Origin of the sequence: Aurantibacillus circumpalustris (genome assembly GCF_029625215.1) — a bacterium.
Taxonomy (GTDB): Bacteria; Bacteroidota; Bacteroidia; order B-17B0; family Aurantibacillaceae; genus Aurantibacillus; species Aurantibacillus circumpalustris.
The window spans coordinates 1,908,323-1,921,459 of the sequence record NZ_CP121197.1 but is presented as its reverse complement, the minus strand read 5'-3'; the positions used below and the strand labels follow the sequence as shown (position 1 = coordinate 1,921,459).

The window sequence follows — 13,137 nt, the reverse complement described above, 5'->3', positions numbered from 1 at the left end:
ATACACAATGATCGCGCTTATGTTAAAAGCTGTTTAAGAGTTTGAATTTCCTTAGCATCAGCGATAAAGGAATTTTTTTCTAAAGCTGACGAATGGAATTCAGAACAACCAGAATCCATTAACAGTTTAATATTCTCAGACCTTAAGCCTCCACCCGGCATAATAATTATTTTTTTACCAAACGTAGATTGCAGCTTTTTAATTTTTTCTAGTCCGCTTAGTGCGTCCTTTTGTCCACCAGAAGTAAGAATTTTATTTATACCTAAACTAATGAGTTGATTTATTGAGCCCTCCCTATTAACGCATTCATCAATCGCACGGTGAAATGTAATAGACATATTTCCTGCAGCTTCTATAAGACGAACACAGGTTTTAAGGTCAATCTCATTTTCTCCTGTAAGTGCACCAAATACAATTCCATTTATTCCATGGGTTGCGCAAAACAAAACGTATTGTATCATCCATTGAATTTCAATTTCTGAATAAACAAAATTACCTTCGCGTTGGCGCACCATCACATACACTGGAATTTTAATTTTCTCTCTGGCTTCTAAAATTAGATCTATTGGCGGACTTATTCCTCCAACTTCATAATCAATACAAAATTCGATTCTGTCTGCTCCAGCCTTTTCAGCAATCAAAGCAGACTCTAGATTAAAACATGCAATCTCAAGAAGTTTTGGTGTAGACATTAATACAAACTTTTAGCATTATGCAACTCGTTTTTTATTTCCGGAGAATACACCGCATAATTAAATCCTTTTTGCAGACAATAAGCACCATGCTCGCCATTTTTATTTATCGCAATAAATCCAATTTGTAATTCACTTAAAGCCTTATTTCTTTTTTTAGCACTAGAGATAATGCGTTCCACTGCCTTTTTGCAGGCCTCTTCTGGCGAGAAACCTTGCCGCATGAATTCGATAACTGTGTGGCAACCAGCAATACGAATTACTTCCTCGCCATGACCAGTGGCCGTTGCTGCACCCACTTCATTATCCACATACAAACCAGCACCAATAATTGGTGAATCCCCCACTCGGCCATGCATTTTAAAAGCCATTCCACTTGTTGTGCAGGCACCCGACAAATTTCCATTCTTATCTAAAGCAACCATACCAATGGTATCGTGGTTCTCAATATTTACAACCGGTTTGTATTTGGATTCTTTTAACCACTCTTTCCATTCCTTATCAGATTCGGGAGTAAGTAAATTCTCTTTTTTGAAGCCTTGTGCCAAAGCGAATTGTAAAGCACCTTCACCAGTGAGCATGACATGAGGAGTTTTTTCCATTACGGCGCGTGCCACTGAAATAGGATGAACAATGTGCTCTAAACATGCGACAGAACCAATGTTCATGTTTTCGTCCATTATACAAGCATCTAATGTTACTCGGCCATCTCTGTCGGGTCTGCCACCTAATCCAACACTTCTTTCATTTGCATCTCCTTCTGGAATCTTAACACCTGCCTCAACAGCATCTAGAGCACGTCCGCCCTTCTTTAAAATATTCCAAGCTTCAGCATTTGCTTCGATACCAAAACGCCAGGTGGAAATAACTATTGGTTTAATTGTCTTAGAATCTGTTTGAATAAGATTAACTGCTTTATTCTTATTTACTGCAAATAATGCAGTAGTTAAAGTAGAGAGTTTTAAAAATTTTCTTCTTGAAGCCATGATTTATTTTATTAGAAAATAATATAACATAAACTAAAACTTTACTCAAAACTAAACAATCAATTTCTATTTATTCTGCAAATGAATTATTTTAGTGAGAAGTTTCGTTAGCCGCATCAAGTTCAATGCCTTGTGAGCGAAGAATTACAGAAGATTTCCATCCGTAAAAAGCGAGATACGCAAAACAAAAAACTCCCACCCAATAGCTTGCCTTTATTCCAATTATTTCTGGTCCGGCCAGCCAGCCTTGTAACCAACTCACAATTCCACCACCCATAATCATCATAATTAAATAACTTGAACCTTGATTGGTATACTTTCCTAAACCCGTTATTGCTAGTGTAAAAATGCATGGCCAAAGAGTGGAACAAAATAACCCCACACTAATAAAAGCATAGACACTCATTAACCCATTTGTCATCATACCTGTAATTAACGCTGCAATTCCACAGAAAGAAAAAATAACCAATTGTCTTGCTGGATTTCCTTTGCTTAAAATATCGGCAAGAATTAAAATTAAGATGACGAAAGAATAAGGATAAAAAACAGCTAGATTGCTTTTTGCAATAGCGTTTACAAGTAAAAAAACGCCGAAAGCTAAATACGGCATAACGAATCTTAATGATTTTTTTAAACCAGAAGACGTTTCAAAAGCCCCGGCCGAGCTAGTCCACCGACCAATCATTAAACTTGCCCAAAACAAAGAAATATATGGGGCAGCCTGACTCGTTTCAATATTAATATACTGTTTCATATATTCCGGCAAATTGGAAGCCGTTGCCACCTCAACACCTACGTAAAGGAAAATAGCAATCATTCCTAAAACCAATTGTGGATATTTTAGAGAACTGCCACGACTTTCACCATCATTAGGTTTTGCACCTTCCTCTTCATTAAAAATTTGATTGGGCAGGGAAGAAAATTTAAATATAACTGCCACAACCAAAAAAGCTGCCCCCAATATGAGATAGGGTACTTTCACAGACGAAATACTATCCAGTTTCAAACTGTCACCAACAGAACCAAAAATCGCAAAACTCACAACTAAAGGTCCAATAGTTGTGCCCACATTATTTATTCCGCCAGCCATACTAAGACGTTGCGAAGCCTGTTTGGGATTTCCCATGACAATAGCCAAAGGATTCGCTGCAGTTTGTTGTAATGAAAAACCCAAAGCCACAATAAATAAACCTGTAATCATTAAATTAAATGAAACTAATTCAGCGGCTGGATAAAACAATAATGTTCCAACAGCCGAAATGCTTAAGCCAAGCGCAATTCCGTTCTTATAGCCTAAACGATTAAGAATATCACCGCCATTTAGTTTAGAAAGTAAAATATAAATGATGGAGCCGACGGTGTACGCTAGGTAAAATGCTACAGAAATAAGTTGGCTTTGCCATTGTTCCAAATGTAATTTTTCTTTGAAAACAGGAATGAGTATGTCGTTGCTGGCCGCTACAAAGCCCCAGAAAAAAAACACCGAAATTAATGTGACAAAAGCCGAACGGTTTGTGTGCATAGTGGTAGTTTGAAATTTGATGTAAGGTATTTTAAATTATTCCGAATATCCAATTTTTACTGAAGATTTGTTAACCTTCCTGTTTTAATTGTAAATTTGGTCTCATAATTTTTAAGTATGCAATTACTCTCACCTACCAATTTTTCAGATTACGAGTTAATAGACTGTGGCGATTTTGAAAAACTAGAACGATTTGGAAAATACATCACCATTCGTCCTGAGCCGCAAGCTGTTTGGCCAAAAATATATTCTGAAAGTGAGTGGGAAAAATTAGCGCACGTAAAATTTGTTCCTCGCTCATCGAGCAGCGGTGATTGGAAAAGAATTAAGCAAATGCCAGATCAGTGGGATATTACGTATTTAGTCGGAAGTCAAAAGTCAAAAGTCGAAAGTCACGGGTTGGTTTTTCGTTTGGGATTAACATCGTTTAAACACGTTGGTATTTTTCCAGAGCAGGCAGTCAATTGGGACAAAATATATAGTTTTCTTCATAATAAACCGAAAGCTAAATTTTTAAATTTATTTGCTTACACCGGTGGCGCCTCTATTGCCGCGCGATCTGCTGGAGCTGAAGTAACACATGTTGATAGCATTAAGCAAGTGGTTACCTGGGCAAACGAAAACATGCAGAAATCAAAATTAGACAACATTCGTTGGCTAGTAGACGATGCTTTAAAGTTTGTAAAAAAAGAATTACGTCGAGGTAATTTATATCAAGGCATTATTTTAGACCCACCTGCATTTGGTCACGGGCCTAATGGAGAAAAATGGAAATTGGAAGATAATATTTCGGAGATGATTGCAAGCGTGTTACAAATTCTTGATCCGAAAGAACACCTATTAATATTAAACGCATACTCCTTAGGATTTTCGGCCTTAGTGCCTGAAAATTTATTACAACCTTTTGCTACAAAAAATAAATCTGAATTGACAATTGGCGAATTATATCTGAATGCAAAAAGCGGAATAAAGCTTCCCCTTGGCGTTTGGGGTAACTTGAAAAAAGAAATTTAGCTTAGTCAAGCACTACACTTAAACCATTCACCACGAATTGTAACCATTGACGTAAGTATGGAATTTAATCCCTAAAATTAAATTACTTTCATGCCCTATGAAAGCAATCGTAAATACCGTTTATGGATCACCTGACGTATTATCACTTAGAGAGGTAGAAAAGCCCATTCCAAAAGATAACGAAGTACTCATTAAAATTCATAGCAGCACCGTAAACAGAACCGATTGCGGTTTTAGAAAACCAGAATACTTTATTGTAAGACTATTTAGCGGAATATTTAAACCCAAAAATACTATTTTGGGAAATGAACTTGTAGGAGAAGTTGAGGCAATTGGTAAAAACGTCAGTAAATTTAAAACAGGCGATGCCATATTTGGTTTAAGTACTTGGAAATTTGGAACACATGCTGAATATATTTGTATGGCAGAAACAGCTTCCATTGCAACGAAACCAACTAACATGACATTTGATGAAGCTACAGCTGTTTGCGATGGAATGATGTTAGCTATGAATATGATTCGTCAGATTGATTTTAGTTCTCCAAAAAAAATACTTATCAATGGCGCAACAGGATCAATTGGCACAGCATGCGTGCAATTAGCCAAATTTTATGGCGCAGAAATTACTGCGGTTGGAAACACAAAAAATTTAGAGCTTATAAAATCACTTGGTGCTGATAGCGTTAAGGACTATACACAAGAAGATTTCACAAAGACCAGTGACCGTTTCGATTTTGTGTTAGATGCTGTAGGTAAAAGTTCCTTCTTTCGTTGTAAAAAAATCCTTAAACGTAAAGGCGTTTATATCTCAACAGAATTAGGATTCCTTTCCCAGAATATTTTTCTGGCTATTTTCTCACCACTTTTTGGTGGTAAAAGAGTAAAATTTCCAATACCAACCGATTCTCAAAAGGATATTCTTTTATTTAAAGAGATTATTGAATCGGGAAAATACAAAGCAATTATTGATCGTACTTATCCATTTGATCAATTTTTAGAAGCTACCCGTTATGTTGAAAGTGGCGAAAAAACAGGAAATGTAGTTTTAAAAATTGTTGATTGATTCTTAAGAAAAAGGGGATTTAATATAAATGCTTCTTTAGTTCTTATTTTAACTTTATATTAAAAAAAATGTTCAAACAACATCTCCTCCAAAATCTTCAAAGAGAAATTTTTCTATTGAAGCAATTAGCACCTTTTATCGAAGAACGGGATCTTGATTTTAGGCCGGCTGAAAAAATGCGTAACACCATTGAACTTATGCAATACCTTTCGGGTATTGGTGCTGTGATGATGCGTTGGTTTGTGAAAAACGACCTCACACCAGAAGAATGGGTGAAAATTCGTGAACACCGCAAAACTTTAACGCGTGAAAATTTTAAAGAACGTTTAGACCAACAAATGGAAGAAATTCTTATGTACATGAACATGATTACAGAAGAGGATCTGAATAAAAAAGAAGTCGAACTTCCATCAAAAGAAAAAATGGTTCTAGGTATCGCGATCATTAATGCACCCATTAAATGGCTAGCTGCCTATCGCTATCAATTGTTCACTTATCTTAAAATGAATGGCAGACCAGAATTAAGTACAAAAGAAGCTTGGACCGTAATTCAATCTTAGTTGATTTGATTGTGCATAGAGTTTGCTGCTCATAAAGTGATTTACGTATTGATTTTAAAAACAATTGAATTTCATTATATTCGTATAAGCATTTATTTAATTATTTTTTAAAATTCGATTCATGAAAAAAATCTACACCTTTTTATCTATTTTTTTATTCGTTGCAAATTTCACAAAAGCACAGGTTGTTTATACTGGAAAACCCATGTATAATATTGATGTAAAACGTGGTGGGATTTATTTGGGATCAATAAAAGTAGAATTATTCCCAGCTATAGCTTATCATCACACACGTAATTTTGACAGCTTAGTGAGTATGCAGTTCTACGACAGCACGGCTTTTCATCGTGTTATTCCAGGATTTATGATACAAGGAGGCGATCCCAACTCAAGACATGGAGCAACTTCTACCTGGGGATTCGGTCAGCCTAGTCAACCTAATGTAAATGCAGAATTTAGTGCTGCCAAACATTTAAGAGGGATATTATCGGCTGCAAGATCCACAAATATTAATTCAGCCACTTCACAATTTTTCATTTGTGTAGCTGCCGCTCCAAATTTAAACGGGCAATATTCTGTTTATGGAAGAGTAATAGGTGGAATGAATTATGCTGATTCAATTGTATTAGCACCAAGAAATTCAAATGACTTACCAAACGTAAAACATGAAATGCATATAACCTACATAGGCTCCAACGACACACTTCCTTTAAAACCTACACTTAATTCACCGCCTGATAATAGCCTTTCTGTAAGTATAAACATTGCACCTTTATTAAAATGGAACGCTGTACCAGTAGGAATAATTTACACGCTTGAAGTTGCAGATGATTCTAGTTTTACATCTATTATTAAAACTTTAGAAACTGGAAATCTTTCGGCTTATGTTAATAGTGGTTTGTTACCAGGAACAAAATATTACTGGCGAGTAAAAGCAAACAACGGTGGCCATGTAAGTGATTGGTCAGACGTTTGGACCTTCGAAACTTTCATAGATCTCGTAGGTATTAAACAAAAGCAAGAAGCTTCAAAGTTTACTGTCTTTCCAAACCCTAGTTCAGGGAAATTTGTATTTGAGAATGCACAACTTGGAGATCAACTAGAGGTGTTGGATGTAACAGGAAAACTTATTTACACAAATACTTTTAAAGAAACAAGTCACGAAATTAATTTGGAAGGAAAAGATAAGGGCGTGTATTCTTATAAGCTTATTTCAGAAAAGGAAACCTTTCAGGGAAAAATTATTGTTAAATAATTACGCATTTTTGCTTCGTTTTATGGATTTAATCTCCGTCATAAACATTCGCCAATCTCCCATATGTATGTTGGATAAGCGAAAGATTATAGCGGGTATAAGGTAGTTAGTACCAATTGCCGCAGCGGACATCTCCAATGACGATTTTACGCTGGACAAAAGAGTTTTCGGTTTCAAAAACTTCTGGCATTCCGGTCGACAACATTTCGGTTGACGTCTCGACAACTAAACAAATATATTCCAAGACGATTTTTAATTTTTTTTTTCGACGCTTTTCTCTGCGACGTGACGCGGCGCATAATGGCTATAGCAATTGCAGCACATTTGTTTGGCCAGGGAGGACATTTGGTAAAGCCAAACAAATAAGCTGCAATCTCCTACACACAGAAAACGAAACTTAAGAGTTTTACCATCCTAATTTAAGAATTATTTAAAATAAAATATGTAAATATGCATTCGCTTGTACCCATGAAGAAAATAGAAATCATAGTTTTTGGTATAGTCTTACTTTTTTATCTGAATAATATTTTTGGATTTGAAATTGAATCTGGGGTTTATGCACTTGTCCACTTTTTGGCTTTCTTATATATTTCATTTTTAGGTTATCAGTTGTACATACCAGATGAATACACCAATAAGGTAAAGTCAACTTTCTTTGCAATTTTTTGCGGTGTGGCTTTCGCTTCAGGTATTATGGGTTTCACACTCAAAATCTTTAATATGCCTAACGCTATACTGTTATTATTAAATGCCCCGAATCTAGTTTTATTTTTTCTACTTATACATCTATTACGCAGAAACAGAAAGAATGCATTAATTGAAAAAGTCAAATATTATAAAGGACTTATAATTAGATGTTCCGTTATTATTACTTTGAGTGTAATTATACTTTTCCTTCCATTAGATTTCATCAACATTTATCTCAATAGAAATATACCTACTTTGCACAGTAGAGGTTTGGCTCAAAAAAATTATAAATTGGCAATGCAGCTTTCAGAAAACAAAGAATATGAGCAAAGCCTTGTTTTTTCACAAAAGGCAATAGAGTTTTATGAAATCGGATATGACACAACTTATTTCGATGGTTTTATAGCTCAGTATAGAGCATATTGGGGTCTTATCGAGAAAAATATTTATGAAGGTTCTGACGATAAAGTTCTCGAAAATATTTATGCCATACAACGACCTCTTAGAATTCTTTACGGAGACAGCTCTCAAGAAAATGCATATTTAAAAACCCTTTTAGGCGAGCTGTATGTGCGAGCTGAAAAATACAATAAAGCCGATTCACTATTCATTGAGGCCCTGAACTTGTATGAAAATCATTTTAAAACTAAAAACATTTATTATGCATTAACTTTGAAATTGCTAGCAAATTCCTATCGAGAACAATACTATTATCAACAGGCGATTAAAGTTTACCAATCGGCCGTAATTATACTGACAAGTGGTTCCAAGAACTATAACAGCTTACAATTTAAGGATCAACCAGAGGACATTATCATTAATACGCTTGCAGGCGTCTATGCTGATATCGGTTGGACATATTCAAAAAGGCAAATTTATGATTCGGCAGATGCATATTTTGAGAAAGCGTTTGATACAAAGACATATTCACAATCTCATGACTACTCAATTTCTCTCACTAATTACGCCTTTCATGTTTTAAACAAAGGAGATTTTCGTAAAGCAAAAGCCTTAATGGAACAATCTCTAAATAGAGTTTTTAAAATTAATGGGGAAAATACTTATTATTACTTAAATGTGCTTAATGGATTAAACATAGTTAATATAGCGCTAGCTGACTACAAGGAAGCTGAACAAGGCTGTAATAAGTCAATCAAAATTCTTGAAAAAATCACTTCTTCAAAAGATAACTTCTATGGGAGTTTACTCCTAAGGCTAGGATTAGTTAAGCATTACCAAGGATTTTATGAAACGGCAGAAAATTTATTTAATGAAGCTTTAAGTTATACTAACAATACAACCATTCAATACGCAGACATCTTAGATGCCTTATCAAGTTTAAAATGTGATTTAACACAGTATCAAGCCGCATTAGATCAGGCGCAAATGGCTAAAAAAATTGCAATCATATACTTTGAGGAAAAGAATAACCCATATTTGACACAGTACATCAGGAGTGAAGCATACATAAATTACCTTATTGAAAACACAAACGAATCTGAAAAATTATACGAGCAATGTCTTTCAATTGATACTACTAATAAAATGGAAGATAAAATAAGCTTTGGTTCTACACTAAATGGGATAGGACTTATAAAAAGTAGAAAAAATAGATTTATAGAAGCGGACACTTTGTTTAACAGAACGATGAGAATATATGAAATGCAAATTGGAAAAAATCACCCTGATTATGCAACTGTGCTTTATAATAAAGCCTATCTGAGGCTTAAAGAAGGGAAATTATCAGAATCCGAAAATCTATTTCAACAGGCATTAGAAATAATAAATAAAACACTTGACAGCCAACACGATAAGATAGCCGATAACTTAACAGGTTTAGGCGAAATCAGATTAAAAGAAAAAAGAAAAAATGAAGCTTTGAAATATTTTACGCAGGCAAATGAGATTTATAAGGCGAAATTTAAATCTGATCATAAGAAAGTTATTTTGACATCAAAATATATTTCTTTGTCGAAATAGCCGCAGACAGTTATCCAACGGATGCCCTAAACCTTTGCGCATTTCACAAGCACATTTGGCGCTTCTTTTCAAAGGCAAATACTTTTTGTGGCGCCAAATAAGCTTGCGAAATTCCCACCCCACCTGTGCGGACATTAGAACAAGCAATTTTTCAAATTGCATTCCTATCGCACAAAAAATTAAAAAGTTCGGGCGTAAAAAATCGGTTTGACAATATTACAATTTATCGGCGGACACGTGAACAGAAGTTAAACTGTGTAGCGGCAACTAGGTACTAACAGCGCCTAAGCCCAATTTTTTGCGCGTTAGCGCTCAAATGCATAACTTGGACAAGCAAAAAACTGTGCCTAGGCGCAATCCGTTACCGGCAATGCTTGTGCAGACAGGACTCCAAGACATTTTATCAATTAGGATAAAATCCGTATCTTTAATATTGTGAAACAGCGAATTTACATAGACACTTCGGTCGTAGGAGGTTATTTTGACGAAGAGTTTAAAGAAGCTACAATGAGCCTCTTCGACAGACTTGAAAAAAAGGAAATAGTTTTTGTTATCTCAGACCTACTTGACCTTGAGTTAATATATGCACCTGAACGTGTTAGACAGCTACTACAAAATTACTCCTCAGACAATTTTGAACGCGTTTTATTGACTGAGGAGGCTTTGAAACTTGCGGACACTTATGTTTCAGAAAAAGTAGTAGGTAAAACTAGCATTGAAGATTGCAGACATATTGCTTTAGCCACAATTAATCGTGTGGACGTATTAGCAAGTTGGAATTTTAAACACATTGTTAACCTGGACAGAATTAAAGGCTATAATTCGGTAAACCTCAGACTTGGTTTTCCAATGATTGAAATTAGAAGTCCGAAAGATTTAATAAAATATGGAGACGAATAAAAAAACAAAAACGTTTGACGCTGTAAAAATGATGCGAGAGATCAGAGACAAAATAAGTTCTGAAACTTCAGGTATGACATTCGAAGAATTAAAAGCATACATTGAGACTCACATCAAAAAGAGCGGACTCAAATCAGTTGGACAATAAAGCACAGCCGGTAACAGCAGTTTGGCCTAATGCCCGCGCATTTTGCATTTTGGCATCTCGTTGGACATTCGGGCATTTAACTTTACGGACAGGCGGGCACTAGGCCAAGCTGCATTCCGTTATAGGGCATTTTGACAACCATGACAATTAAAGAAAAATTAGACCAACACGACCTTTTTGACCAAGCAATTATCAGACACGGTATACTCGACAATATTCGTGACTATGAAATAATTGGTTTAATATGCGGACAAGACTACGAAGAAGAAATTCAGTATGTTTTTAAAGGTTGTATCAAGGCGGACTTTAAAGTAATTGTAAAACCCGAGCACTATTCAATGGACGACAGGTTACTTGACCCTTCCAGACAAAATGAATCAGATTATCCTTTAGCTTTTATTTGGGGTGTAAATTATGCCGTGACATATCCGGGTTTGACACTGACAGAAAATACAGACGAATTAATTCAATTAGAAAAAACATACGGAAACAAATTCTATAAAATTTTCATTGAAACAAATGCTTACGAACTGACATTAGTATTTCACGACCTCGACACAAAAGTATTAAAACGTACAGACAAAAATAAAAACGCCCTATAACAGCGCCTAAGCTCAATTTTTGCGTGTTAGCGCTCAAACACTATATTTGGACAAGCAAAAACTGAGCCTAGGCGCAAAACGTTACCTGCAAGTGCTATCCGGACAGGTATTTGGTAGTCTCAAATTTTACACGTATATTTACTGACATATTTACACGTATCATGACAACAAAACTCACTTTGACAATTGACGACTCAGTAATCTCAATTGCAAAAAAATACGCCAAACAAAAAGGCAAAAGTCTGTCGGACATAGTAGAAAACTATCTTATGTCATTGACGTCTAAAGAAAATAAAGTAGAAACTATTTCTCCTAAAATCTTAAAACTAATGGGTGCTATAGAGTTACCAGAGGATTATGATTATAAAAAAGAATTAACAAAAGGTCTGCTGAAAAAATATAAATCATGAAGAATATTTTTTTAGACACTAACGTATTAATTGACTTTTTCGCAGACCGTAAACCTTTTTCAATAGAAGCTGCTAGGCTTTTCAATTATTCTTTTAAAAAGGAAATAAACATTTATATATCTGCGGTTTCTTATAATAATATTTACTACATATTACGACAATCGTGTTCACATGCAGAAACAATTAAAATGTTGGCCGAATTAAATGAATGGACAGACATTATCGACGTTACCAAAGACATCATTAAAAAGTCAATTAAATCTGACTTCAAAGACTTTGAAGATGCCATTCAATACAACTGTGCAAAATCTCTAAGTAAAATCGACTTCATTGTTACTCGTGACACTAAAGACTTTAAATCAAGTTCATTGCCAATATTGACTCCAAAAGAAGCGGTCTCACTAGTCGAAAGCACCAGCAGGTAACACGGGCTCTGGCGCCAGCGGACATTTGTACATGCATTTGCAAATTTTTTATTGGCTCACTTAAATGAAAGATAATTTGAAAATAACAGAGGTGACTGAATTAGACGAACTTGCAAAAAGCCAAGTGCTTAATTTATGGAACGCTGAATATCCAGAAAAACTCTCATACAAGAGCTCAGAAGAATTTGATGATTACATGAAAAATCTTACAAGCCTTAAACATCTTTTGCTGACAGATAAAGAAAATTTAATTTTAGGTTGGGCTTTTTCATTTGAGCGAGAAAATGAAAAGTGGTTCGCAATCATTTTGTCTGAAAAAATAAAAGGCCAAGGGTTCGGACGAAAAATGCTGGACAAATTAAAACAATCAGAAAATGTGTTGAATGGTTGGGTAATAGACCATAACAATGACAAGAAAAAGAATGGAGAGGCCTATCTCTCTCCACTCAAATTTTATGAGAAATGTGGTTTTGAAATTCTTACAAAAGAAAGACTTGAGGTAGAAAAAATTTCGGCGGTAAAAATAAAATGGATAAACAAAAAACACTAAAATAAAAATCATGGAAACAACAAACAAAAATTGCCAGTCATGCGGAATGCCTTTAAAGCGTGATGAAAAAGGCGGAGGCTCCAATGCCGATGGAAGTAAAAGTACAATGTATTGTTCCTACTGTTTTGAGAATGGCGAATTTAAGTACAGAGGAACAAATGTGCTCGAGTTTCAAGATTACTGCAAAGAGAAAATGATAGAGGGCGGGCATTCAAAATTCACATCCTGGTTATTTACCAGGGGAATGAAACGTTTACAGAGATGGAAAAATTCTTAAATCCTAAAACACTTAAAGAAAAAGGTCTAACATATTTTGTAGACCTTTCAATATTCTAAATGTTAT

General features: G+C 35.1%; 15 protein-coding genes. 12 read left to right on the top strand and 3 right to left on the bottom strand.

The genetic code is table 11. From position 1 onward, the window contains the following. Positions 1–17: 17 nt before the first annotated feature. The 3 genes from P2086_RS08075 to P2086_RS08065 all read right to left on the bottom strand — a co-directional run bounded on the left by P2086_RS08075 (position 18) and on the right by P2086_RS08065 (position 3,200). Positions 18–692, bottom strand: coding sequence for a copper homeostasis protein CutC (locus P2086_RS08075; RefSeq protein ID WP_317899944.1), 675 nt, complete (start codon positions 690–692; stop codon positions 18–20). Further along, positions 692–1,678, bottom strand: a complete 987-nt coding sequence (locus tag P2086_RS08070) for an isoaspartyl peptidase/L-asparaginase family protein (RefSeq protein ID WP_317899943.1) — start codon at positions 1,676–1,678, stop codon at positions 692–694. The genes P2086_RS08075 and P2086_RS08070 overlap by 1 nt, the downstream gene beginning before the upstream one ends. A 91-nt stretch (positions 1,679–1,769) precedes the next feature. Continuing rightward, on the bottom strand, positions 1,770–3,200 hold the full coding sequence (locus tag P2086_RS08065) for an MFS transporter (protein WP_317899942.1): 1,431 nt from the start codon (positions 3,198–3,200) through the stop codon (positions 1,770–1,772). 117 nt (positions 3,201–3,317) lie between these two features. Between P2086_RS08065 and P2086_RS08060 the strand changes: the two genes are divergently transcribed. From P2086_RS08060 to P2086_RS08005, 12 genes are all read left to right on the top strand, one after another. Next, a complete protein-coding gene (locus tag P2086_RS08060) occupies positions 3,318–4,214 on the top strand; it encodes an RsmD family RNA methyltransferase (RefSeq protein ID WP_317899941.1) in 897 nt (298 codons plus the stop codon). 97 nt (positions 4,215–4,311) lie between these two features. Then, the gene (locus P2086_RS08055; RefSeq protein WP_317899940.1) at positions 4,312–5,277 is read left to right on the top strand and encodes an NAD(P)-dependent alcohol dehydrogenase; all 966 of its coding nucleotides are present in this window, start codon (positions 4,312–4,314) and stop codon (positions 5,275–5,277) included. Between the two features lie 68 nt (positions 5,278–5,345). Continuing rightward, on the top strand, positions 5,346–5,837 hold the full coding sequence (locus tag P2086_RS08050) for a hypothetical protein (protein ID WP_317899939.1): 492 nt from the start codon (positions 5,346–5,348) through the stop codon (positions 5,835–5,837). A 121-nt stretch (positions 5,838–5,958) separates the two neighbouring features. Further along, positions 5,959–7,092, top strand: a complete 1,134-nt coding sequence (locus P2086_RS08045) for a peptidylprolyl isomerase (protein WP_317899938.1) — start codon at positions 5,959–5,961, stop codon at positions 7,090–7,092. Positions 7,093–7,560: 468 nt separating this feature from the next. Next, a complete protein-coding gene (locus P2086_RS08040) occupies positions 7,561–9,759 on the top strand; it encodes a tetratricopeptide repeat protein (RefSeq protein ID WP_317899937.1) in 2,199 nt (732 codons plus the stop codon). Between the two features lie 435 nt (positions 9,760–10,194). Further along, entirely contained in the window at positions 10,195–10,659 is a 465-nt protein-coding gene (locus P2086_RS08035) for a PIN domain-containing protein (protein ID WP_317899936.1), read from the top strand. Continuing rightward, complete coding sequence (locus P2086_RS08030) at positions 10,646–10,807, top strand: hypothetical protein (RefSeq protein ID WP_317899935.1); 162 nt, start codon at positions 10,646–10,648, stop codon at positions 10,805–10,807. Before P2086_RS08035 ends, P2086_RS08030 begins: the two co-directional genes overlap by 14 nt. Positions 10,808–10,947: 140 nt before the next feature. After that, positions 10,948–11,409: a YxiG-like protein gene (locus tag P2086_RS08025; protein WP_317899934.1), complete on the top strand. Its 462-nt coding sequence runs from the start codon at positions 10,948–10,950 to the stop codon at positions 11,407–11,409. 161 nt (positions 11,410–11,570) lie between these two features. After that, entirely contained in the window at positions 11,571–11,819 is a 249-nt protein-coding gene (locus P2086_RS08020) for a DUF6364 family protein (RefSeq protein WP_317899933.1), read from the top strand. Then, positions 11,816–12,244, top strand: coding sequence for a type II toxin-antitoxin system VapC family toxin (locus P2086_RS08015; protein WP_317899932.1), 429 nt, complete (start codon positions 11,816–11,818; stop codon positions 12,242–12,244). Before P2086_RS08020 ends, P2086_RS08015 begins: the two co-directional genes overlap by 4 nt. A gap of 64 nt (positions 12,245–12,308) precedes the next feature. After that, entirely contained in the window at positions 12,309–12,794 is a 486-nt protein-coding gene (locus tag P2086_RS08010) for a GNAT family N-acetyltransferase (RefSeq protein WP_317899931.1), read from the top strand. Positions 12,795–12,804: 10 nt separating this feature from the next. Continuing rightward, a complete protein-coding gene (locus P2086_RS08005; RefSeq protein ID WP_317899930.1) occupies positions 12,805–13,071 on the top strand; it encodes a zinc ribbon domain-containing protein in 267 nt (88 codons plus the stop codon). The last annotated feature ends 66 nt before the right edge of the window (positions 13,072–13,137 follow it).